This window comes from Microtetraspora sp. NBRC 16547, from assembly GCF_030268965.1.
Classification (GTDB): domain Bacteria; phylum Actinomycetota; class Actinomycetes; order Streptosporangiales; family Streptosporangiaceae; genus Microtetraspora.
Genome location: NZ_BSSE01000001.1, coordinates 219,432 through 241,144 on the forward strand (window position 1 = coordinate 219,432; position 21,713 = coordinate 241,144).

The window sequence follows — 21,713 nt, forward strand, 5'->3', positions numbered from 1 at the left end:
GCGTCGCAGGTTTCGCGTGGTTCGCCGGTATCGCTGGGTTCGCTGGGTTCACGAGTCCGTCAGAGGACCACGACCGAGCGAAGCACCTCTCCGCGGTGCATCTTGTCGAACGCCTCCTCGACCTGGTTCAGCCCGATCGTCTCGGAGACGAACCCGTCCAGGTTGAGCCGCCCCTGCAGGTAGAGGTCGATCAGCATCGGGAAGTCCCGGCTCGGCAGGCAGTCGCCGTACCAGGAGGACTTGAGCGAGCCGCCACGGCCGAAGACGTCGAGCAGCGGCAGGTCGATCCGCATCTCCGGCGTGGGGACGCCGACCAGCACCACGGTCCCGGCGAGGTCGCGGGCGTAGAACGCCTGCTCGTAGGTCTCGGGCCGGCCCACCGCGTCGATCACGACGTCCGCGCCGTGGCCGCCGGTCAGCTCCCGGATCGCCTCGACGGCGTCGGTCTCCCGCGAGTTGACCGTGTGCGTGGCCCCGAAGTCCCGGGCCCAGGCGAGCTTGCGGTCGTCCACGTCCACCGCGATGACCGTGCCGGCCCCCGCGAGGTGGGCGCCGAGGACCGCCGCGTTGCCCACGCCGCCGCAGCCGATGACCGCGACGGAGTCGCCTCGCGTCACGCCGCCCGTGTTGATCGCGGCGCCCAGCCCGGCCATCACGCCGCAGCCGAGCAGGCCGGCGACCGCGGCCTTGGCGTCGGGGTTGACCTTGGTGCACTGCCCGGCGGCGACCAGCGTCTTCTCCGCGAACGCGCCGATGCCGAGCGCCGGGCTGAGGACCGTCCCATCGGCCAGTGTCATCTTCTGCGCGGCGTTGTGCGTGTTGAAGCAGTACCACGGGCGTCCGCGCAGGCAGGCCCGGCACTGGCCGCACACGGCACGCCAGTTGAGGATCACGTAGTCACCGGGCGCGACGTCGGTGACGCCCGGGCCGACCGCCTCGACGACCCCGGCCGCCTCGTGCCCGAGCAGGAAGGGGAAGTCGTCGTTGATCCCGCCCTCGCGGTAGTGCAGGTCGGTGTGGCAGACGCCGCAGGCCTGGACGTTCACCACGGCCTCCCCTGGACCGGGATCGGGGACGTGGACGGTCTCCAACGTCACCGGCTCGCCCTTGCCCCGTGCGATCACACCCTGGACCTCGTACGGCATATCTGCTCTGCCCCTCATTTCAGACAAACGGAACGAACAAGAGTTTTTCATGATGGTCAGGCTCGTCAAACGCCTGTCCCCGTGGCGGGAGAACTGCGACGAACGACATACGGCTGGACGAGCCCCAGGCCGCGGGCCGGACGGCGGCGGATCCGCAGCACCTGGACCCCCGGGACACCCTCCAACCCCTGGGCCATCTCGCTGTCGGCGAGGATCGCCCCCGGCCGCGCGATGGCTGTCAGCCGCGCCGCCAGATTGACCGTGGTGCCGAACACGTCACCCATCACCGGAAGCACCGGGCCGTAGGAGAGGCCGATCCGTACGTCGGGTCCCTCCCCGCCCTTGCCGGTGGAGCGCTTGAGCTCGTCGACCAGATCGAGGGCGATCCGCGCCGCCGTCGCAGGGGCCGCCGCCGTGAACAGCACCTCGTCCCCGAGCGTCTTCACCACCCGTCCCCCGTGCGTCGCGATGACGTCGGAGGTCCGGGCCTCGAACCCCTCCACCAGATCCGCCAGGGCGAACTCGTCCAGCTGCCGGGAGAACGCCGTGAACGACACCAGGTCGGCGAACCCCACGGCGAGCGACATGCGCGTCGCCGTCGGCAGCTCGTCCGCGAGCTCGGCGAGGGCGAGCAGGCGGCTCGCCGTGGCGGCGAGCTGCGCCCGCCAGACGTGGACCAGTGTCTGCTCAAAATCCGGCAGGAAGCGGGCGGCGACGGTCATCGACCGGGCCAGATCCTCGTCGGTCGGCCGCGTCTGCGGATCGAGGATCGCGCCGATCATGATCTCCGCCTGCCACTCGGCGAGCCGCGACGTCGTACGGCCCATCGCCCTCGCCATCCGGATGATCGCCCGCTCGTCCAGCAGGCCGGTGTCCAGCATGGCCCGGATCCGGCGCAGCGCGTCCACGTCGCCGTCGTTGAACGCCACCGCGTCGTCGGCGAGCGTGGCGAAGCCGAGCGCGCGCCAGATCCGCCCGGTGAACTCCTGCGGCAGACCGGCGGCGGCGGCGACCTCGCCGCGGGTGTAGCGGGGCGGCGACCCGACGAACAGCCGCCGGATGTCGTCAGAGGTGGGACGCCGTGTGGCCACCTTCCCCTCCTGCCGGGCTACTTGCCGTCCATGGTCCCATCGGAGGCATCCTCCACCAGGCGGAACAGCTCCTGGCGGACGAGCTGGATCTTCGGGATCTCCCGGTAGTAGATCTCGCCCTTCTCCGAGGCCGACTCGACCCGAAGCGTCCCGCACCCCAGAATCCGCTCGGAGAACCTCTGATCCGAACTGACACTGTTGACCTTCGCCAACGGGATGTCGTCGTCCGACTTGTTCAGGATGCCGGTGCTGATCGCGAACCGGTGCGACGTCAAGGTGTACGACGTGGTCTTCCACCGCAGATAGGGGATAAACGTCCACAGCGTCAGGGCGACGACCGCGACCACCGCCACCGCGATCCGGGCATACCCGGAATAGGCGTAGTCGCTGGGGATGAAGTAGATCGCGGCGCTGGAAGCGGCCACGACGAGGACGAACGCGAGGAAGGGCAGAACCAGCCGCTTCCAATGAGGATGAAACGAGAGCACGATGCGCTCGCCCTCAGTCAATTGGTGTTCGGGGAGACCCATGCCGCAAATCGTGGCACGTTCCCGCCCCGCCGCGCGACGGTCACCGCCCAGGTGTCGCGCCACCCCTGCTCATCGCTCGCTCACCACACATGCCTACTGCCCGCTCACCACTCGCCGTACATGAACGACGTCGCCCGCGCTCAGCGCGTGCTCCTCGCCGGCCGCGCGTACGAGCAGGCGGCCGGACTCGTCCACGCCGGTGGCCACCCCGGTCAGGACCCGGTCGCCGGGCAGCTCCACCCTGACCTCCTGGCCGATCGTCGCGCACGAGGCGAGGTACGCGGAGCGCAGGCCGCAGGCATCCGGATCCCCGCCCACGGACAGCCACTCCCGGTAATGCGTCTCGATCTCCCGGAGCACGGCCCGCAGCAGCGGATCGCGGTCGAGGCAGGCGGCCTTCTCGACGGCCAGCGACGTCGCCCGCTCGACGGGCAGCTCCTCGGGCCGTATCGAGACGTTGAGCCCCATCCCGACGACGATGCCGTCCTCCACGCGTTCGGCCAGGATCCCGGCCAGCTTGCGCTCACCGATGAGCAGGTCGTTGGGCCACTTCAGCCAGACCTCCACCTCGGCCACGCCCCGCACGGCCGCGGCGGCGGCGACGCCGACCAGCAGCGGCAGCCAGCCCAGCCGGACCGGCCGCGCGGCCGAACCGCCCGGCCGGAACAGCATCGAGACGGTCAGCCCCGAACGCGGCGGGGCCGACCAGACACGGCCGAGCCGCCCCCTGCCCTCGACCTGCGACTCGGCGACCAGCACCGCGCCCTCGGGCGCCCCGCCCCCCGCCGCCTCCACGAGGTCCGCGTTCGTGGACCCCGTCCGCTCCACCACCGTGATCTCGGACCAGAGCGACCCGGGGCGGATCAGCGCCTTCCGCAGCGCCTTCTCTGACAGCGGCGGCCGATCGAGGTCGGTGAAGCGAGATTCCGGCATCCGCCCAGGCTACCGGCCGTGCCGTTCCCGCCGGCGGTCGGGCGTACCCTGGACGGCGCATCCGGGCGCCGCGCGATCGTGGTTCCGCCTCTCCCCTCCGAGCAGCGAAGATGGAGCCGTGACCTTGCAATCGGGCGACAGCCGTACACACCGCCCCGGGCCGATCACCAGGATCCGGGTCCGCCAGGTGTCCGGCTCCGGGGTGCGGGACCGACGGGACGATCTGGCCACCGAGGAGCCGCTGGAGATCCGGCTGACCGCCGGAGGCGAGAGCCGGACCATCGCGATCACCATGCGCACGCCGGGCGCGGACTTCGAGCTCGCCGCCGGGTTCCTGCACGGCGAGGGAGTCGTCGGCCCCGGCGACATCGCGGCCATCGGCTACTGCACCGACGTGGACCTCGAACCGGAGGCCCGCTACAACACCGTGACCGTCCGGCTGGCCGCCGGGCAACTCCCCGACATCTCACGGCTTGAGCGGCATTTCATGACGTCGAGTGCCTGCGGAGTGTGCGGCACGGCGAGCCTCGACGCGCTGCGCGGCCGTTGCGTGCCGCTCACCGCCTCCTCCGGCCTCGCCGTCAGCCCCGAGGTCCTGTACGCGCTGCCGCACCGGCTCAGGGAGGCCCAAGGCGTGTTCGGGCGGACCGGCGGACTGCACGCGGCCGGCCTGTTCACGCCCGGCGGCGCCCTGATCGGGGCCCGCGAGGATGTGGGACGGCACAACGCCGTGGACAAGCTGGTCGGCTGGGCGCTGCTGAACGACCGGTTGCCGCTCAGCCAGCACGTCCTGCTGGTCAGCGGGCGGTCGAGCTACGAGATCATGCAGAAGGCCCTGGCCGCGGGCGTCCAGGTCGTCTGCGCGGTCTCGGCGCCGTCGTCCCTCGCCGTCGACCTGGCCCGCGAGTTCGGCATGACCCTCGTCGGCTTCCTGCGCGACGAGCGGTTCAACATCTATTCCGGAGCCGAACGGATCACCGCCTGAGACCCGGCGCCGGAACCCGGCGCCGGGCGGCGGTCCGGACCGGCGTCCGGACCTGTGGATCAGCGGGTCGCGACGGTGACGTACGTCTTCCGCATGGTCTCGTGCACTTCCCAGGTGCCGCGCCAGCCGTCAGGCAGCACCACCGTCGAACCGGGGACGAGCTCCACGACCCCGCCGTCCTCACCGCGTACGGTGGCACGGCCGGTGAGGATCTGGCAGATCTCGTGGAAGCCGTCGCGGACCGCCGTGAAGGTACCCGGTTCGCATTCCCAGATCCCGGCCTCGGCGCCGTCGCGGTCGGCTGCCCAGAGCACGAGGAGGCTTTCCTCCTGGCCGGTCAGGCTTGTCGGCTTGGGCCGCGCGGCCGGCAGCTCGGCCTGGGGGGCATCCACCAGGTGTGCCAGGGCGGTGGACGTGTCGCTCAAGAGTTCACCCTTCTGCGGGATTCGGTGATGAGAGTCAGGAAGGTCTGGGGGCGGCCCGGCCCGGGGGTGAGCCGGGTCACCGGCCGGAGATGAGGCCGGCCAGCCGGGCATACGCGGAGGTGTGCTCCATCCGGGTCTCCCTGCGGTCGGCGGCCCGGAAGAGCGAGTAGATCAACTGCACGCCGATCCAGCGCAGCGGCTCCGGCTCCCACTGGCGCACCTGACGCCCGACCCACGGCAACGCGGTGAGTTCGGTGTCCCGCCGCAGCACGAGGTCGCGGAGAGTGCGGCCGGCGAGGTTGGTCGTGGTGACGCCGCTGCCGACGTAGCCGCCGGCCCAGCCCAGGCCGGTCGCGTGATCGACGTGGACGGTGGAGCACCAGTCGCGCGGCACGCCGAGCACGCCGCACCACGAATGCTGGATCCGCGCCGCGGCGGTGGCCGGGAACAGCTCGGTCAGGATCTTCCGGAGCGCGGCGACGGTCTGCGGCTGGGTGGCCCCGCGTACGTCCGTGCGCGAGCCGTACCGGTAGGGGACGCCGCGCCCGCCGATGGCGATGCGGCCGTCGGCGGTGCGCTGGGCGTAGCAGTACGCGTGCGCCTCGTCGCCGAGCAGCTCGAACTCCCGCCAGCCGATCCGCTCCCACATCTCGGCCGGAAGCGGCTCGGTGACGATCATCGAGCTGTTCATGGGCAGCCACTGGCGGTGCTGCCCCTTGATCCCGGCGGTGAAGCCCTCGGTGGCGCGGATGACGTACTCGGCGGCGACCGTGCCCCGGTCGGTGACGGCCGCGGCCTTGCCGGCGCCGGTCCGTGGGCGGATCTCGGTGACGGTGGTGCCCTCGAAGACGTCCACGCCCAGATCCGCCACCACACGGGCCAGCCCGACGGCGAGCTTGGCGGGCTGGATGCGCGCGCAGTGCGGGCTGTAGGCGGCCGCCAGCGCCCCGGAGACGCGGATGCGCTCCCCCATCTCGTCGCGGTCGAGCAGCCGCATGTCCTGCTCGGCGAAGCCCCACGTGCGCAGGTCGGCGAGATGGGCCCGCAGGCGGCGGTCCTGCGCCGGGTTGGTCGCGACGTGGAGCAGCCCGCCCTTGTGGATGTCGGCGTCGATGCCCTCGGACGCGGCGACCTCGATCACCTCGTCCACCGCCGTGAACATGGCGTGCTGCAGATCGATCATGGCCTGCCGTCCGCGCGCCGCGGCGTGCCGCTCGCGCGAGCCGGCGAACTCCGCCGACAGCCAGCCGCCGTTGCGCCCGGAGGCGCCGAACCCGGCGAACTCCTTCTCCAGGATCACGATCCGCAGCTCGGGCTGGGCTTTCTTCAGGTAGTACGCGGTCCACATGCCGGTGTAACCGCCGCCCACGATCGCCACGTCGTACTCCCGCGCACCGGGCAGCGGGGCCCGCTGCGCGGGGATGCCGATCTGGCGGTACCAGAACGAGACGTCCCCGTTCTGGAAGTTGTCCGTCAGGGGAACGCCGTTCAGTGCGTTGTCACTCATGAGGTCTCCGTGACAGAAGTGCTGTGCTTGCCGATATCCATCGCGCCGGGCGATCCTCACCGGTCAGGTGAAGACCGTCTCCACTTCCGGGTCGTCGGGGAGGAGAACGGAGTCCTCGACCCGCCACGTCAGGGTGACCTCGTCACCTGGACGTGCGTCGCTCAGCGTGCCCGCCGACTCGCGCACCAGCGCGGTGGAACCGTCGGGGAGGGCCAGCTCGAGCTTGCGGCTGGAGCCGAGGTAGATCTCACTGGTGACGGTGGCCGGCAGCACGTTCCGATCGGGTTCCGGCTGGTGCCCGCGGGGCTGTACTGCGATCCGCTCCGGCCGTACGACGATCGCGGCCCGTGGGCCGTCGATGTGCCCGGCGGCGCGCAGCGTGCGGGCGCACACGCCGACCACGGAGCCGTCCCCTTCGCGGGTCGCCTCCCCGCGCAGCACCGTCGACTCCCCGAGGAACTTCGCGACGAACAGGGTGGCGGGGCGCTCGTACATCTCGCTCGCCGGGCCGACCTGCTCGATGCGGCCGTGGTTGAAGACGGCGATCCGGTCGGAGAGGACCAGCGCCTCCTCCTGGTCGTGCGTGACATAGACGAAGGTCGTGCCGAGCTCGGCGTGGATGCGCTTGATCTCCAGTTGCAGCCAGTCGCGCAGCTTCTTGTCCAGCGCGCCGAGCGGCTCGTCCATGAGCAGCACGCGCGGGCTGTAGACGATCGCGCGGGCGACGGCGACGCGCTGCTGCTGCCCGCCCGAGAGCTCGCGCGGGTACCGGTGGCCGTAGTCGCCGAGGTGGACGGTGTCCAGCGCGGCGCGGATCAGCTCCGCCCGCCGCGCCTTCGGCATGCCGCGCCGCTTGAGCGGGTAGGCGATGTTCTCGGCGACGGTGAGGTGCGGGAAGAGCGCGTAGTGCTGGAACACCACGCCCATGTCCCGTTTGTGCGCCGGCGTCGCCTCGATCGCCGCGCCGTCGACCTTCAGCGTGCCGGACGTCGGGTGGACGAACCCGGCGATGATGTTGAGGGTCGTGGTCTTGCCGGAGCCACTGGGCCCCAGAAAGGTCATGAACTCGCCCGGCTCGATGACCAGCGAGATGTCGTCCACCGCGGCGAAGTCGCCGTAGCGTTTCGACAGGTCGGTCAGCTCGATGCGGGCGCCGCGACCTGCGAGGTCGTTGTGGCCTGACGCTGCGCCGGGGACCGGCGCCTGGACGGTGTTACTTGGCACGGGTCCTCCTGGCGACGAAGAAGGTGGCCGCGAAGACGAGCGTCGTCGTGAGCACGATGATCATCGTGGCGGCCGCGGCGATGGTGGGGTCGGTCTCCCTGGTGACGCTGGCGTACATCTTGACCGGCAGCGTCTGCAGGTACGGGCTCTGGATGAACAGGGAGACCACGACCTCGTCGAAGCTGGTCACGAAGGCGAAGAGCGCGCCCGAGGCCACGCCCGGAGCCACCAGAGGAAGCGTGACGGAGCGGAACGTCGTCCAGGCTCCGGCGCCGAGGCTCGCGGCGGCGTTCTCCAGGCGGCGGTCGAAGCCCCGCAGGCTCGCGGTGACCGGGATCATCACGAACGGCAGGGCGAGCACGGTGTGCGCCATGACGAACCCGGCGAGCGTGCCGACGAGCTGCAGCTTCAGGAACACCGAGTACGTGCCGATGGCCAGGACGACGCCCGGCACGATCATCGGCGCGAGCATCGCTCCCTGGGCCGCGCCGAGCCAGCGGACGCGGGCCCGGGTCAGGCCGATCGCTGCCGCGGTGCCGAGCGTCGTCGCCACCACGGTGACGAGCAGCGCCACCTGGACCGAGGTCCAGAACGCCGACGTCCACGCGCTGTCGCCGAAGAAGTTCGCGTACCACTGGGTGGACCAGCTGTCCGGCGGGAACTTCAGCGACGGCTTGCCGGTGAAGCTCAGCGGGATGACGACGAGGACCGGCACGACCAGCCAGCAGCCGATGAGCGCGCACAGCGCCCAGAGGAGGCCACGTCCCACACGAGAGGTTCTCATCCGCTGACTCTCTTTCCGGCGCGGCGGAGCGAGACCGCCAGGAGAGCGATCATCGCCAGCGTCAGGCCGAGCAGGATCACGCCCATGGCGCCGCCGCGCCCCCACTTGAGCAAGCCGTTGACCTGCGTGAAGATCTGTTGCGAGATCAGCGCGTCGGTCGGCGAGCCGAGCAGCGCCGGGGTGATGTAGAAGCCGAGGGCGCTGATGAACACCGTCAGGCAGCCCGCGGAGACGCCCGGCAGCGACAGCGGCATGTACACCGTGACGAACGCCGTGGCCGGGCGGGCCCCGAGGCTGCGGGCGGCCGGGAGCAGGCGCTTGTCGATGCCGGACATCACCGCGTACAGCGGCAGCACCATGAACGGCATGAGCAGCTGCACCATGCCGATGATCACACCGGTCTGCGTGCGGATCAGGCTGAACGGGCCGAGCCCCACCGCGCCGAGGATCTGGTTGATCACTCCGGTGTCCTGCAGCAGGATCACCCAGGCGAAGGTCCTGACCATCAGGCTGGTCCAGAAGGGCAGGAGGACCAGCATCATGAGCGCGGCGCGGACCCGTGTACCCGCCACCGTCATCGCGTAGGCGTACGGATAGGAGAGCACGAGCGAGACGAGCGTGACCCACAGGGCCGTGGTGAACGTGCGGACCAGCGTGGCGATGTTGGCCGGCTCGCTGAAGAACCACGTGAAGTTGCCGAGACCCGGCTCCGGATCGGTGAAGGCGTTCCAGCCGACCACGGCCAGCGGGTACAGGAAGAACACGGCGAGGGCGATCAGCGCGGGAAGGATCAGCAGCGCCGGGCGGCGTGCGCCGGGTTCGCGGGCCGCCGCCCGCCCCTTGGTGACGGGGCGGGCGGCGCCGGACAGTTCGTCCAGAAGGGCCATGTCAGATCGGATCCCGCCTCAGCCGCCCAGCCAGGCGGACCACTTCTCGATCATCGCCGGCTGGTTGTCCGCCCACCACTTGGAGTCGATCGGCACGGCCTTGGGGGCGACCTCCGGCTGCGTGGTGAGGAAGGAGGTGCCGAGCTCGTCGAGACCAGGCTTGGCGTCGGTGTTGATCGGCGAGTAGGAGGTCAGCTCGGTGAGCTTCGCCTGCTGCTGTGCGCCCAGGTAGTAGTTGATCAGCGCCATGGCGGCCTTGGGGTTCTTGGCGTTCTTGGGCACGCCGAGCGTGTCCATGATCGGCATCCACTGGTTCCACTGGACCTGGAAGGACGCGCCGTTCTTGACGGCCGCGTACGCCCGGCCGCTCCAGACCATGGCCATGTCGACCTCGCCCGACTCCAGGAGCTGCTGCGACTCGGCGCCCGTCTTCCAGAAGACGAGGGAGGAGCGAACGCTGTCGAGCTTCTTGTTCGCCCGGTCGGTGTCCAGCGGGAACAGCTGGTCCGGCGCGACCCCGTCGGCGATCAGCGCGGCCTCCCACGGCCCCGGAGCCGCGTCACCGGGAAGGCCCGGGTAGCCGCGCTTGCCGGGGAACTTCGCGGTGTCGAAGAAGTCCTTCCAGTCCTGCGGCGGGTTCGCGCCGAACTTCTTGGCGTTGTAGGCGAGCACCATGCCGTACTGCATGGCCGGGACGCTGCACTCGGTGGCCAGGCCGTCCGGGATCTTCGACTTGTCGATGATCGAATAGTCCAGCGGCTGGAGCAGCTTGCCGCACTGGGCCTCGGCCCAGACCGCGTCGGTGTCCACGACGTCCCACGTGACGTTGGAGGAGTCGACCTGCGCCTTGATCTTGGCGTAGTCGGTCGGCCCGTCCTGCAGCACCTGCGCGCCCGACTCCTTGGCGAACGGGTCCACGGCCGCGTCCTGCTGGCCCTTCTGGTAGACGCCGCCGTACGAGACGAAGGTCAGGTTGACGCCCTTCAGCGCGTCCTTCTTCACCGTGCCGGCCGTGGCCGGCCCGGACCCCAGGTCGACCTGCGCGGGCGTGGGCGTGCCACCGCCGCAGGCGGTCGCCAGCAGCAGTGACGCGGCGACGGCGGCCAGCGAGACGGATCGTGAGGTTGGTGACATGGGTCCCCCTCAGGTAGCGGGTGATGGACAAGACGTCAGGACATGTCTCGTCGCGCCCCCGCGAGGCCGCGGGCGCGTGGTGGAGGTCGGGACAGCCGTTCCCTTGCGGGCCGGCCGTTCAGTTCGGGGTGGGGGGGCTGATCAGCCAGAGCACTTCGACCGGCTCCGTGCCCGTGTTGACGACGCGGTGCGGCGTCGAGGTCCGGTACTCGATGCTGTCTCCTGCCTCAAGCTCGTACGAGGACGCGGCGTCCGACTGTCCGATCCACAGCGTGGCCCGGCCGCGCAGGACCAGGAAGATCTCCTGGGAGTCTCCGTGCGTGTAGGGCTCATCACCGGTGGAGGCTCCCGGGTCGAACTCTCCGCTGTACATCTCCAGGTTCTGCAGCGGTCGCTGCGATATCAGGTACTTGCGGACGCCCGGTCCAGTGGGCAACTCCGGGCGCTCGGATCTGCGCACGATCCGAGGCTCGACGATGTCGCCCTCGCTGAACAGGTCGGCCACCGTGAGACCGAGCACTCCGGCGATCCGCCGGAGCATCCCGACGCTCGCGCTGGTGCGCCCGCGTTCGAGCTGGCTGATGAAGCCGGGGCTGGCCCCCGCCTGGCCGGCGAGGTCCCGCAGCGTCATCTGGCGCATGCTCCGGTATGCCCTGATCCGCGTTCCCAGGCGTACGGCGTCCGCCTCGGCCACGTCGTCAGCCCCGAAGTTCCGCGCCATCAAACATTCCGATCTTCTTTACTAAACGTGGTGTTTGCTAGCGATTGCAAGGACTGTATAGAGCCGCATTACGGCTTCTCAAGGGCCAAGAGATAACAAAGGTGTCACACGTTACGGCGCACCCCAAAGATGCGAATAACTCACATTCCTGACATATCGCCTAAACGTGACGTTGAGGAGTGATCGTGGAGGTGGTCAGCCGGTGTTCTGCAGGCCGGCGGCCACGCCGTTCACGGACAGGAGCAGCAGCGCGGACAGGCGATCCCGCTCCCTCTCGGACAGGTCGCCGTCCGCGCGCAGGGCCGACAGCGCGCGGAGCTGGAGGTGGCTGAGCGCGTCCACGTACGGGTCGCGCAGCTGCACGGCCCGGGACAGGACGCGGCGGTTCTCCAGCAGCCGGGAGTGGCCGGTGGTCTCCAGGACCAGCTTCCTGGTGCGGTCGTACTCCTTGAGCACCTGCCCGGTGAAGTCCGCCCTGCCGCCCAGCGCGAGATAGCGCGAGGCGATGGCCCGGTCGGTCTTGGCCAGCGACATCTCCACGTTGTCCAGCAGCGACGCGAACAGCGGCCACTCCTTGTAGGCCGACCGCAGCTCGGACAGCCCGCCGCCCGAGACGACCTCGGCCAGCCCGCTGCCCAGGCCGAACCAGCCGGGGAGGTTGACCCGGGTCTGCGCCCAGGCGAACACCCACGGGATGGCCCGCAGGTCCTCCAGGGACCGCGGCGCGCCGAGGCCGCGGCGGGCCGGACGCGAGCCGAGCCGCAACGAGCCGATCTCCTCGAGCGGGCTGACCAGCGCGAACCACTCGGCGAAGCCCGGCGCCTCGGTCAGCGCGCGGTAGGCACGCTCCGACGCCGACGCCACCCGCTCGGCCAGCGCGCGGAACTTCGCCGCCGCGGCGGCCGTACGCGACTCGACGGTGGGCGTGGAGGCGAGCAGCACGGCATTGGTCACCTGCTCGATGTGCCGCCGGGCGATGGCGGAGTGCCCGTAGCGGGCGAAGATGACCTCGCCCTGCTCGGTGACCTTGAACCGGCCCGCGACCGAGCCCGGCGCCTGGGCGAGCACCGCCCGGTTGGCCGGGCCGCCGCCGCGGCCGAGGGCGCCGCCCCGGCCGTGGAACAGCGTGAGCCGGATGTCGTTGGCCTCGGCCCACGCGGTCAGCGCGGCCTGGGCGTCGTACAGGCGCAGCGTCGCGGCGGCCGGGCCGAGCTCCTTGGCGGAGTCGGAGTAGCCGAGCATGACCTCCAGCCGGCGGCCGTTGGCGGCGAGCCTCCGGCGTACCGGCTCCAGCTCAACCATGCCGGACAGCACCGCGGCCGCGTTGTCGAGGTCCGCGCCCGACTCGAACAGCGGTACGACGTCGAGGACCGGGGCCCGGTCGCCGAGCGCGTGCCTGGCCAGCTCGTAGACGGCCGCGATGTCCTCGGCCGACCGCGTGAACGACACGACGTAACGGGAGCAGGCGGTCACGCCGAAGCGCTCCTGGATCCAGGCGATCGTCCGGATCGTGGCGAGAACCTCCTCGCCGCGCCCGGAGAGCGACCCCGAGGTGATCTCCTCCAGAGTCGCCGCGTGGACCTGCGAGTGCTGGCGCACCTCCAGCTCGGCCAGGTGGAACCCGAACGTCTCCACCTGCCAGATCAGGTGCTGCAACTCGCCGTACGCCTGCCGTAGGGCGCCGGCGTCGCGCAGGGACTCCTGCACCAGCCGGAGGTCGTCGAGCAGCTCGGACGGCGAGCGGTAGGCCAGGTCGAGGTCGCGGCGGCGCGTGGCCGCGATGCGCGCGGCGGCGAAGAACAGCCACTGGCGGTGCGGCTCCTCGGGCGACCGGGTGGCCATCTCCGACACCATGTCGGGGAAGTCGCCGGTGGCACGGGCGAGCGCGGCCCGCAGGTCGGCGGACGGCGGCGTGTCCTTGGCGCCCGCGGTCATGGTGCGCCCGATCCGGATGGCGGCGTTCTCCAGCGCGGTGAGCACGTGCTCCGCCTGGATCAGCACGGCCTCGCGGGTCACCTTGGACGTCACGTTCGGGTTGCCGTCGCGGTCGCCGCCGATCCAGCTTCCGTACCGGATGTACGCCTTGGCCAGCGGCTCGCGGGTCCCGGTGCCCGGTTGGAGCGCCGTGTCCAGCGCCCGGTAGATCTGCGGCACGACGCGGAAGAGCGTCTCGTCGAAGGCGGCCATGGCGGTGCGGACCTCGTCGAGCGGGTCCAGCTTGGTCGAGCGCAGCTGGGCGGTGCGCCACAGCAGGTCGATCTCCTCCAACAGCCGCCGGTGGGCCTCCTCCCGCTCGCCCGCTCCCCTGTCCGGGGCGTTGTACGCGTCGAGCTGCCCGCTGATCCGCTGGATCGCGGTGACGACGGCCCGCCGCCGCGCCTCGGTCGGGTGGGCGGTGAGCACCGGGCGGTATTCCAGCCCGCCGATGAGGTCATCCGGCCGCTCGTAGCCGCGCAGTTCCCGCACGGCCTCCGCGAGCGACTCCTTCAGCGGGACGTCGTCGCGGTCCCGTTGCCGGAGGATGCGGATGCGGTAGTGCTCCTCGGCGAGGTTGGCCAGGTGGAAGTAGCAGGTGAACGCCCGCGCGATCAGGACCGCGCGGTCGATGGGCCATTCGGCGACGAGGGCGGCGACCTGGTCGGTCGTCGTGTCGCCACGCCGCGCGCCGATCACCGCTTTGCGCAGGCGTTCGACGTCGGCGAGGAGATCGGGACCGCCGTGTTCGGCGATCACCTGACCCAGGAGTCCACCCAGGAGACGGACGTCGGCACGGAGCTCATCAGGCATCTCCGTGACGGCACTGTGTCGATCGGCAGGTGCGATGGCGGCCATATTTCGAAGACTAGCGACTTCGGTCACAATGCCGGATACCGGTCTCACTAATTGGACTAGACCACTCACCCGAAGCCGCTCACCTGGAAAAACGGCGCCTCCCCTCGACGGCGCGTCAGGTCGGGCGGGACACCGCCGCGACGATCTCCGGCAGCCGGTTGTGGCCGATCATGCCGCCGAGCCTGCGGCCGCCCCACGCGGCCAGCAGCCCGTACGGCACGGCCAGCACGCTCGCCCAGGTGGCGCCGAAAATGAGGGGCACGAACACCGGAAGCGCGACCATGCTGGTGCCCAGCATCGCCCCGAGGGAGCCGAGGAACGCCTCGCCGCCCTGCCCGGGGGCCGCGCCGGTGAAGGCGTTGAGCCGATCGGGGAGGGTGTAGGGCAGGATCACGCTGGTCACCGCCCCCACGCCGAGGCCGACCCCGAGCACGCCCCACGCGCTGAGCACGGCGGGCACGGCCCAGGCCGGCTCGCCCGCGACGAGGGACGCGCCGACGGAGAGCACCAGCAGGAGCGGCACCGCGATGATGGCGATCGCGAGTTGCCGGCCGGCGAAATCGGTGCGCACGTCCCGCTCGGAGGAGAACGCGACGGCGTTCATCCAGAGGGAGCGGCCGTCGATACCGAAGGAGTTGGCCGCCTGGATCCCGATCATCGTCGCCGCCAGGCACGCCGGGCCGATCACGAACGCGGGCCCGGTCAAGCCGTCCGGCCCGCGCAGCGAGAACGTGAGGACGCCGGTCACCACGACCGCCAGGAACCAGGAGATCCGGCCCCGCGGCTCCCTCCTGGCGTACTTGAGCTCCTTGGCGACGACCGCGCCGATCACGCCGCCCGGCAGGAGGCCACCGAGGCGCGAGCGGCGCACCGAGCCGCCGCTCTGGTTGGAGGAGTCGGGCGTGACGAGGGCCCGGCGCAGCGCGATGATCCACAACCACCCGAGCACCGCGACCGCCGCCGCGACGACCACCAGCTCGCCGAGGCCGACGAGGCCGCCGGCCTCGATGGCGTGGGCGGCCATGCCGGGCGGCGCCCAGCGCAGGACGGAGGCCGCCGAGTCGAGCAGCACCCGCGGATCGCCGGAGAAGCCCTGGCTGGCGAGCATCCCGGGAAGCTGGAACAGGAGGATGACGAGCACGGCGGCCACCGCCAGCACGTCGCGCCCGCGGCGGCTGCGCAGCGAGGCCGACAGCGCGGTGGTGACGGCGCGGGACGCGACCACGCACAGGGCGAACTGCAGCAGCACGGCGGGGACGCCGATCAGCACGCCGCTCGGCCCGGACGCGAGGCCGACGACCGCGCCGGAGAGCGCGACCAGCGAGGCGAGCGGCCAGGGCCCGGCGACGGACGCGGCGAACAGCCCGGCCGCCATCTGCCGGGTGGTGAGCGGGAACAGCGCCAGACGGGACGGATCGAGCGTCTCGTCCAAGCCGAAGGCGAGCAGCGGAACGAGGATCCACCCGATCGTGAAGACGGTGAACGCGACGATCCCGAGGTCGCCCGCCACGCCGGGAACGGCCAGCCGGAGCAGGGCGAACAGGGCGAATCCTCCGACGGCGCAGCCCAGCGCGGCCAGCGTGGTGAAGGCGAAGCCGATCTGCTTGACCGTGTCACCGTGCAGGTTGCCGCGGATCAGCCGCAGCTTCAGACGGACGAAGAGCCCAACCACGACAGCCCCTCCTCTCCGCCATGGCGCGCGCCGACCAGGTCGAGGAACGCCTCGTTGAGCGTGCGTCCACGCCGGATGGAGTCGAGCGGCCCCTGGGCCACGATGCTCCCCCGGCTCATCACGGACACCCAGTCGCAGAGCCGCTCGACGAGGTCCATGACGTGGCTGGAGAAGACGACCGTGGACCCGGACGAGGTGTACCGCTGGAGGACCTCGACCAGGGTGTTGGCCGAGACCGGGTCGACGCCCTCGAACGGCTCGTCGAGGAAGAGCACGTCGGGGTTGTGCAGCAGCGCGGCGGCCAGGCCGATCTTCTTACGCATGCCGGTGGAGTAGTCCACGACCAGCTTGTCCTGCGCCTCGACGAGGTCCATGACGCGGAGCAGTTCGTCGGCCCGGCGCTCGACCTCGTCGCGCGCGATGCCCCTGAGCTGGCCGTTGTACAGCAGGAGCTCCCGGCCGGAGAGCCGCTCGAACAGGCGCAGCCCCTCGGGGAGCACCCCGATGTGTGCCTTGACCTTGACCGGGTCTCTCCACACGTTGTGCCCGTTGATCTCGATCAGGCCGGCGTCAGGCCGCAGCAGGCCGGTGACCATGCTGAGGGTGGTGGTCTTGCCCGCGCCGTTGGGGCCGACCAGCCCGGCGAAGCTGCCCTTCGGCACGATCAGGTCCACGCCTGCGACGGCGACCTGCGTGCCGAATCTCTTGAACAATCCTTGGGTGCGTACTGCCTCGGGCTTTCCCTCAACCATGCCCTCAACTCTGCCAGACGGCCCGGGAGGCTCGGACGGCGCCAGGCGCGTGGTTACCCTGCAGAGCATGACCGCGGAACGGGCACCTGAGATCGACATCCACACGACCGCAGGCAAGATCGCCGACCTGGAACGCCGCCGGGAGGAGGCGGCCCACGCCGGTTCGGCGCGAGCGGTGGAGCGACAGCACGCCAAGGGCAAGATGACCGCCAGGGAGCGGGTGCGCGCCCTGCTCGACGAGGATTCCTTCGTCGAGTTCGACGCCATGGCCAGGCATCGGTCGACGAGCTTCGGCCTCGACCGCGAACGTCCGTACGGCGACGGCGTCGTCACCGGCCACGGCACCGTGGACGGCCGCCCGGTCGCCGTGTTCGCGCAGGACTTCACGGTCTTCGGCGGCTCTTTGGGCGAGGTCTTCGGCGAGAAGATCGTCAAGGTCATGGACCACGCGCTCAAGACCGGCTGCCCGGTGATCGGCATCAACGACTCGGGCGGCGCGCGCATCCAGGAGGGCGTCGTCTCCCTCGGCCTGTACGCCGAGATCTTCAAGCGGAACGTGCACGCGTCGGGCGTGATCCCGCAGATCTCCCTGATCATGGGTCCCTGCGCGGGCGGCGCGGTCTACTCCCCCGCCCTCACGGACTTCGTCCTGATGGTTCGGGAGAAGTCGCACATGTTCATCACCGGCCCGGACGTCATCAGGACCGTGACCGGCGAGGAGGTGACGTTCGAGGAACTCGGCGGCGCGCACGCGCACGGGACCAGGTCCGGCGTCGCGCACTACGAGGCCGTGGACGAGGAGGACTGCCTGGACTTCGCCCGGGCGCTGCTGTCCTACCTGCCGTCCAACAACATGGACGACGCCCCCGTCTACGACGCCGACGCGCCGATGGAGATCACCCCGGAGGACCTCGAACTCGACACTCTCGTCCCGGACTCGGCAAACCAGCCGTACGACATACGGTCGGTCGTCGAGCACATCCTGGACGACGGCGAGTTCCTGGAGGTTCACGCGGGTTTCGCGCCGAACATCGTGGTGGGTTTCGGCCGGGTCGAAGGGCGCTCCGTCGGCGTGGTCGCGAACCAGCCGATGAGTTTCGCCGGAACGCTGGACATCGCGGCGTCCGAGAAAGCCGCACGCTTTGTCAGAACTTGTGATGCCTTCAATATTCCAGTCTTGACATTTGTTGATGTTCCGGGATTCCTGCCGGGCACCGACCAGGAATGGAACGGAATCATCCGGCGCGGGGCGAAACTCCTCTACGCGTACGCGGAGGCCACGGTGCCCCTGGTCACCGTCATCACCCGCAAGGCGTACGGCGGGGCGTACGACGTCATGGGATCCAAGCATCTCGGCGCGGACGTCAACCTCGCCTGGCCGACCGCCCAGATCGCGGTGATGGGCGCCCAGGGGGCGGTCAACATCCTCTACCGGCGCGAACTGGCCGCCGCCGAGGACGCCGAGGCCGCGCGCGCCGTGTTCGTCAGCGAGTACGAGGACACGCTGGCCAACCCCTATCTGGCGGCGGAACGCGGCTACGTGGACGCGGTGATCAGGCCGTCGGAAACGCGGACCCAGATCGTCAGAGCGCTGCGCGCCCTCCGCGACAAGCGGGCGACGCTGCCGCCCAAGAAGCACGGGAACATCCCGCTGTGATCGATCCTGAGGCGCTTCGCGGCGAGATCGTACGGGGTGACCCGATTTCGGAGGAGATCGCCGCCCTCGTGTCCGCGCTTCTCTCCGCCCGCCATCGCGGTGTCGTGTCCCGAGCCGTTCCCATGCCTTCCGCCGCATCGGCGCGTAAGAAATGGGCAAACCCCGCACATGGGATGCGAACGGGACTCCCGCACGGTCCTGGGGCGTGGCGTTCGCCCATGCTTCGGCATTAGATCAGCGGAACAGGGTGTCAACAGGCTCAAGAGTTGGGAGTATCTAGAAAAGGGGGAGATATAGTCAGCCGATCATCTAGTGACGAGTCCTGGAGGACGACATGGCCATCCTGGACCTCACCGCACACAGCATGGCTGCCAAGTACGCGGTCCTCGTGGACGTCGGCTACCTATATGCGGCGGCCGGCGAAGTCCTGCTGGGGGCGAAGGAGCGTAAGGAATACCGCGTCGCCGCGGACGAGCTCATCCAGTCGTTGCAGAAACACGCGCTGGAGCGCATTCCCGGCGAGTTGCTCCGCGTCTACTGGTATGACGCCGCACGCGACCGGGTTCCGACGGTCGACCAACGTGTGATCGCCCAGCTTCCCTGGGTGAAGGTACGACTTGGCAACCTGAACGCGCGCGGCCAGCAGAAAGGTGTGGACGCCCAGATCCGCAGCGACCTGGAGGCCCTTGCCCGGCATCACGCCGTCAGCGACACCGTGCTGATCGCGGGTGACGAGGACATGGTGCCCGCGGTGGAGGCCGCGCAGGCATACGGCGTACGCGTCCATCTTTGGGGGGTGGAGCCGCCGTTCGGCACCAACCAGGCCGAGCGGCTGGTGTGGGAGTCGGACACTGTCGAGATCTTGAGCGCCGATTTCCTGCGTCCCTACTTCAACCGGGCGCCCGTTCCGGTGCCTGTCACGCCCGCGCCGTCCCCGGCGCAGGTGTTCGCGGGCCGCACGGTCAGACCGGTGCCGAAGGCGCCTGTCGGGCAGATCACCAAGCTGGGGCCCGGACGGCCGCATGTGGAGGAGGTCGGCGAGCACGTCGCGCAGAAGTGGATACTGACCCGCGGCCGCGACAACATCAGGGACCTGCTTCCCGGGCCCATCCTGCCGACCGTCATCGACACCGAGCTCTTGATCGAGGCGGAGAAGGAGCTGGGCCACTCGCTGCGCCCCTACCCGGAGGCGAGGGTGTGGCTGCGGGACGGCTTCTGGGCCAGGGTGTACCGCGAGTTCGACCTCGGAGTCGGCATCTCCAGCAAGTGACCGGACCGGCCGCGAGGCCGTGACGGTGAGGTCCGATTTCCGCCAGCCCGATGGTCCGGGCAGGGCATAACGTCGAACACGTGAGCACACGACACCTGGACTTCGAGTCATGCTACCTGGCGGTGTCCGCCTGTGATCCCCGGTTCGACGGGCGTTTCTACACGGCGGTCACGTCCACGGGCATCTACTGCCGGCCCGTGTGCCCGGCGCGCACGCCCGCGCGGAAGAACGTCCGCTTCTACCGGCACGCGGCCAGCGCCGAGGCCGCCGGGTTCCGGCCCTGCCGCCGCTGCCGCCCGGAGCTGAGCCCGGGCGCCCCCGGCTGGGACGTGCGCGCGGACCTCGTCGGGCGGGCGCTCCGCCTGATCGGGGACGGCGAGGCCGACGACCACGGCGTCAGCGGCCTCGCGCGGCGGCTCAACGTGACCGAACGGCACCTCCACCGGCTGTTCGTCGCCGAGCTGGGAACCGGACCGCTCGCCGTCGCCAGGACCCGGCGGCTGCTGCTGGCCAAGCAGCTGCTCACCGAGACCCACCTGCCGATCGCCGACGTGGCCTTCGCATCGGGGTTCGGGAGCGTGCGCCAGTTCAACGCCGCCATGAAGGAGTCGTACGGCTTCGCACCCGGAGACCTCAGGAAGACCACCGGAGCGGTGGGCGCCGTTCCCCGGCCGTGCCTCGCCCCCCACGGCCTGACCCTGCGGCTGCATTACCGCGGGCCGTACGACGCGGCGGCGCTGTTCCGCTACCTGGCCGCCCGCGCCATCCCCGGGACCGAGTCCGTCACCTGGCCGGCAGGGGAATCCGCCGAGTCCGGGGAGATCGGCCAGGACGCCGGCGGCAGGCCGACCTACCTCCGGGCCGTCCCCGGCGGGTGGATCGCGCTGGTTCCCGTGGCAGACCACATCCGGCTCACCGTGCGTACCGCCGACACCCGGCAGCTGGCCCGGATCGTGGCGCGGTGCCGCCGCCTGCTGGACCTGGACGCCGACCCCGAGGCCATCACCTCGGCGCTCGGCGCGACCTCGCTCGGGCCGCTGGTCGCGGAGCGCCCGGGCCTGCGCGTCCCCGGCGCGTTCGACGGCTTCGAGCTGGCCGTACGCGCGGTCGTGGGGCAGCAGATCTCGGTAGCGGGAGCCCGGACGCTCCTCGGCCGCATCGCCGCCAGGGCGGGCACGGCCGTCACCGCGCCGCCCGGTGACGAGGTCACGCCGGTCACCCTGCTCTTCCCCACGGCGGACCGGCTCGCGGCGGCCGATCTGACCGGCCTCGGGCTGACCACCCGCCGCGTCGGCACGCTGCGGGCGCTCGCCGAGGAGGTCGCCGCGGGGCGGATCGACCTCGACGGCGCCGAGGACGTCCCGGAGACGGTCGCCAAACTGCTCCGCCTCCCCGGGATCGGACCGTGGACCGCGAGCTACGTCGCGCTGCGCGCGCTCGGCGACCCGGACGCGTGGCCCGGCGGCGACCTGGTGCTAAAGAGGACCATGCAGTGCCTCGGCATCCCGGCCGAGCACGCCGAACGATGGCGGCCCTGGCGGGCGTACGCCGCGCTCCACCTGTGGAACGCGAGCACCGGCCCGGCCGCCGCCCGCGACATCTGAGAGAACGCAGACAGGAGGGAGCGGCGGGCCCGCGCGGCCCCCCGCGAGCATCATGATCATTGCTCAGGTTCTTCCCACACCGGTGGGCCCGGCGAGCGTGCTCGCCCGTGACGGCGTCGTCGTGGCCGCCGGTTTCAGCGCGGATCCCCGGGAGCAGTTCGCCCGCCTCCCGGCCGCGCTCCAGGAGCTGCCGCTGGTCGAGGGCGACCTCGGCGACATCGCGCAGGCCGTACGGGACTATCTGGACGGCGAGATCGACGCCCTGGACCGCGTCCCGGTGACGCAGCCGGGAACGCCGACCCGGCAGCGGCTCTACACGGCGCTGCGGAGCGTCTCCGCCGGGACCACGGTGTCGTACGGCCGGTTGGCGGAGATGGCGGGGCTGCCCAGGACGGCGGCGCGGGCGGCCGGGGCGGCGTGCGCCCAGAACCTGATCGCGCCGTTCGTCCCCTGCCATCGCGTTCTGCCCACGACGGGCGGGTTCGGCGGCTATTACTACGGCGTCCCCGTGAAGGAGTGGCTGCTCGCCCACGAAAGCCACCGATGACCACGGCGGCGAC

At 70.8% G+C, this 21,713-nt stretch carries 20 protein-coding genes; 6 read left to right on the top strand and 14 right to left on the bottom strand.

Going from position 1 to position 21,713, the window contains the following annotated elements:
* Nucleotides 1-59: 59 nt before the first annotated feature.
* From QSK17_RS00945 to QSK17_RS00960, 4 genes are all read right to left on the bottom strand, one after another.
* Nucleotides 60-1,145 carry an S-(hydroxymethyl)mycothiol dehydrogenase gene (locus QSK17_RS00945; protein ID WP_285702405.1) on the bottom strand — a complete coding sequence of 362 codons (1,086 nt, stop codon included), beginning with the start codon at nucleotides 1,143-1,145 and terminating at the stop codon, nucleotides 60-62.
* Between the two features lie 65 nt (nucleotides 1,146-1,210).
* Entirely contained in the window at nucleotides 1,211-2,236 is a 1,026-nt protein-coding gene (locus QSK17_RS00950; RefSeq protein WP_285702406.1) for an adenylate/guanylate cyclase domain-containing protein, read from the bottom strand.
* Between the two features lie 17 nt (nucleotides 2,237-2,253).
* Nucleotides 2,254-2,766 (bottom strand): PH domain-containing protein, encoded by a 513-nt coding sequence (locus QSK17_RS00955; RefSeq protein WP_285702407.1) that lies wholly within the window; start codon nucleotides 2,764-2,766, stop codon nucleotides 2,254-2,256.
* 93 nt (nucleotides 2,767-2,859) lie between these two features.
* Entirely contained in the window at nucleotides 2,860-3,699 is an 840-nt protein-coding gene (locus QSK17_RS00960) for a biotin--[acetyl-CoA-carboxylase] ligase (RefSeq protein ID WP_285702408.1), read from the bottom strand.
* A 118-nt stretch (nucleotides 3,700-3,817) separates the two neighbouring features.
* Here QSK17_RS00960 and fdhD point away from each other — a divergent pair, with 118 nt between their 5' ends.
* The gene (gene fdhD / locus QSK17_RS00965; RefSeq protein ID WP_285702409.1) at nucleotides 3,818-4,684 is read left to right on the top strand and encodes a formate dehydrogenase accessory sulfurtransferase FdhD; all 867 of its coding nucleotides are present in this window, start codon (nucleotides 3,818-3,820) and stop codon (nucleotides 4,682-4,684) included.
* A gap of 59 nt (nucleotides 4,685-4,743) precedes the next feature.
* Here fdhD and QSK17_RS00970 read toward each other — a convergent pair whose 3' ends face one another.
* The 10 genes from QSK17_RS00970 to QSK17_RS01015 all read right to left on the bottom strand — a co-directional run bounded on the left by QSK17_RS00970 (nucleotide 4,744) and on the right by QSK17_RS01015 (nucleotide 16,622).
* Nucleotides 4,744-5,109, bottom strand: a complete 366-nt coding sequence (locus QSK17_RS00970; RefSeq protein WP_285702410.1) for a cupin domain-containing protein — start codon at nucleotides 5,107-5,109, stop codon at nucleotides 4,744-4,746.
* Between the two features lie 76 nt (nucleotides 5,110-5,185).
* On the bottom strand, nucleotides 5,186-6,616 hold the full coding sequence (locus QSK17_RS00975; RefSeq protein ID WP_285702411.1) for an NAD(P)/FAD-dependent oxidoreductase: 1,431 nt from the start codon (nucleotides 6,614-6,616) through the stop codon (nucleotides 5,186-5,188).
* A 63-nt stretch (nucleotides 6,617-6,679) separates the two neighbouring features.
* Nucleotides 6,680-7,840, bottom strand: coding sequence for an ABC transporter ATP-binding protein (locus tag QSK17_RS00980; protein WP_285702412.1), 1,161 nt, complete (start codon nucleotides 7,838-7,840; stop codon nucleotides 6,680-6,682).
* A complete protein-coding gene (locus tag QSK17_RS00985) occupies nucleotides 7,830-8,624 on the bottom strand; it encodes an ABC transporter permease (protein ID WP_285702413.1) in 795 nt (264 codons plus the stop codon). Before QSK17_RS00985 ends, QSK17_RS00980 begins: the two co-directional genes overlap by 11 nt.
* The gene (locus tag QSK17_RS00990; protein WP_285702414.1) at nucleotides 8,621-9,511 is read right to left on the bottom strand and encodes an ABC transporter permease; all 891 of its coding nucleotides are present in this window, start codon (nucleotides 9,509-9,511) and stop codon (nucleotides 8,621-8,623) included. The genes QSK17_RS00985 and QSK17_RS00990 overlap by 4 nt, the downstream gene beginning before the upstream one ends.
* Before the next feature lie 18 nt (nucleotides 9,512-9,529).
* Nucleotides 9,530-10,645: an ABC transporter substrate-binding protein gene (locus QSK17_RS00995; protein ID WP_285702415.1), complete on the bottom strand. Its 1,116-nt coding sequence runs from the start codon at nucleotides 10,643-10,645 to the stop codon at nucleotides 9,530-9,532.
* 118 nt (nucleotides 10,646-10,763) lie between these two features.
* Nucleotides 10,764-11,366, bottom strand: a complete 603-nt coding sequence (locus QSK17_RS01000) for a helix-turn-helix domain-containing protein (RefSeq protein ID WP_285702416.1) — start codon at nucleotides 11,364-11,366, stop codon at nucleotides 10,764-10,766.
* Between the two features lie 195 nt (nucleotides 11,367-11,561).
* The gene (locus QSK17_RS01005; protein WP_502889111.1) at nucleotides 11,562-14,153 is read right to left on the bottom strand and encodes a phosphoenolpyruvate carboxylase; all 2,592 of its coding nucleotides are present in this window, start codon (nucleotides 14,151-14,153) and stop codon (nucleotides 11,562-11,564) included.
* A gap of 160 nt (nucleotides 14,154-14,313) precedes the next feature.
* Nucleotides 14,314-15,870 (bottom strand): hypothetical protein, encoded by a 1,557-nt coding sequence (locus QSK17_RS01010; RefSeq protein WP_285702418.1) that lies wholly within the window; start codon nucleotides 15,868-15,870, stop codon nucleotides 14,314-14,316.
* Nucleotides 15,846-16,622: an ABC transporter ATP-binding protein gene (locus QSK17_RS01015; protein ID WP_285702419.1), complete on the bottom strand. Its 777-nt coding sequence runs from the start codon at nucleotides 16,620-16,622 to the stop codon at nucleotides 15,846-15,848. The genes QSK17_RS01010 and QSK17_RS01015 overlap by 25 nt, the downstream gene beginning before the upstream one ends.
* A gap of 67 nt (nucleotides 16,623-16,689) precedes the next feature.
* Between QSK17_RS01015 and QSK17_RS01020 the strand changes: the two genes are divergently transcribed.
* The 5 genes from QSK17_RS01020 (at nucleotide 16,690) to QSK17_RS01040 (ending at nucleotide 21,700) form a co-directional block, all read left to right on the top strand.
* The gene (locus QSK17_RS01020; RefSeq protein ID WP_285702420.1) at nucleotides 16,690-18,279 is read left to right on the top strand and encodes an acyl-CoA carboxylase subunit beta; all 1,590 of its coding nucleotides are present in this window, start codon (nucleotides 16,690-16,692) and stop codon (nucleotides 18,277-18,279) included.
* Nucleotides 18,276-18,512 carry an acyl-CoA carboxylase subunit epsilon gene (locus tag QSK17_RS01025; RefSeq protein WP_285702421.1) on the top strand — a complete coding sequence of 79 codons (237 nt, stop codon included), beginning with the start codon at nucleotides 18,276-18,278 and terminating at the stop codon, nucleotides 18,510-18,512. The genes QSK17_RS01020 and QSK17_RS01025 overlap by 4 nt, the downstream gene beginning before the upstream one ends.
* 101 nt (nucleotides 18,513-18,613) lie before the next feature.
* Nucleotides 18,614-19,549, top strand: a complete 936-nt coding sequence (locus QSK17_RS01030; RefSeq protein ID WP_285702422.1) for an NYN domain-containing protein — start codon at nucleotides 18,614-18,616, stop codon at nucleotides 19,547-19,549.
* A gap of 80 nt (nucleotides 19,550-19,629) precedes the next feature.
* On the top strand, nucleotides 19,630-21,153 hold the full coding sequence (locus tag QSK17_RS01035; protein ID WP_285702423.1) for an AlkA N-terminal domain-containing protein: 1,524 nt from the start codon (nucleotides 19,630-19,632) through the stop codon (nucleotides 21,151-21,153).
* A 52-nt stretch (nucleotides 21,154-21,205) separates the two neighbouring features.
* On the top strand, nucleotides 21,206-21,700 hold the full coding sequence (locus QSK17_RS01040) for a methylated-DNA--[protein]-cysteine S-methyltransferase (protein WP_285702424.1): 495 nt from the start codon (nucleotides 21,206-21,208) through the stop codon (nucleotides 21,698-21,700).
* The last annotated feature ends 13 nt before the right edge of the window (nucleotides 21,701-21,713 follow it).

Excerpts from the sequence above, each read along its gene's own strand:
- QSK17_RS00945 (WP_285702405.1), bottom strand. The coding sequence starts at position 1,145 with ATGCCGTACGAGGTCCAGGGTGTGATCGCACGGGGCAAGGGCGAGCCG.
- QSK17_RS00955 (WP_285702407.1), bottom strand. The coding sequence starts at position 2,766 with ATGGGTCTCCCCGAACACCAATTGACTGAGGGCGAGCGCATCGTGCTC.
- QSK17_RS00960 (WP_285702408.1), bottom strand. The coding sequence starts at position 3,699 with ATGCCGGAATCTCGCTTCACCGACCTCGATCGGCCGCCGCTGTCAGAG.
- QSK17_RS00975 (WP_285702411.1), bottom strand. The coding sequence starts at position 6,616 with ATGAGTGACAACGCACTGAACGGCGTTCCCCTGACGGACAACTTCCAG.
- QSK17_RS00985 (WP_285702413.1), bottom strand. The coding sequence starts at position 8,624 with ATGAGAACCTCTCGTGTGGGACGTGGCCTCCTCTGGGCGCTGTGCGCG.
- QSK17_RS00990 (WP_285702414.1), bottom strand. The coding sequence starts at position 9,511 with ATGGCCCTTCTGGACGAACTGTCCGGCGCCGCCCGCCCCGTCACCAAG.
- QSK17_RS00995 (WP_285702415.1), bottom strand. The coding sequence starts at position 10,645 with ATGTCACCAACCTCACGATCCGTCTCGCTGGCCGCCGTCGCCGCGTCA.
- QSK17_RS01000 (WP_285702416.1), bottom strand. The coding sequence starts at position 11,366 with ATGGCGCGGAACTTCGGGGCTGACGACGTGGCCGAGGCGGACGCCGTA.
- QSK17_RS01005 (WP_502889111.1), bottom strand. The coding sequence starts at position 14,153 with ATGCCTGATGAGCTCCGTGCCGACGTCCGTCTCCTGGGTGGACTCCTG.
- QSK17_RS01015 (WP_285702419.1), bottom strand. The coding sequence starts at position 16,622 with ATGGTTGAGGGAAAGCCCGAGGCAGTACGCACCCAAGGATTGTTCAAG.
- QSK17_RS01020 (WP_285702420.1), top strand. The coding sequence starts at position 16,690 with ATGACCGCGGAACGGGCACCTGAGATCGACATCCACACGACCGCAGGC.
- QSK17_RS01030 (WP_285702422.1), top strand. The coding sequence starts at position 18,614 with ATGGCCATCCTGGACCTCACCGCACACAGCATGGCTGCCAAGTACGCG.
- QSK17_RS01040 (WP_285702424.1), top strand. The coding sequence starts at position 21,206 with ATGATCATTGCTCAGGTTCTTCCCACACCGGTGGGCCCGGCGAGCGTG.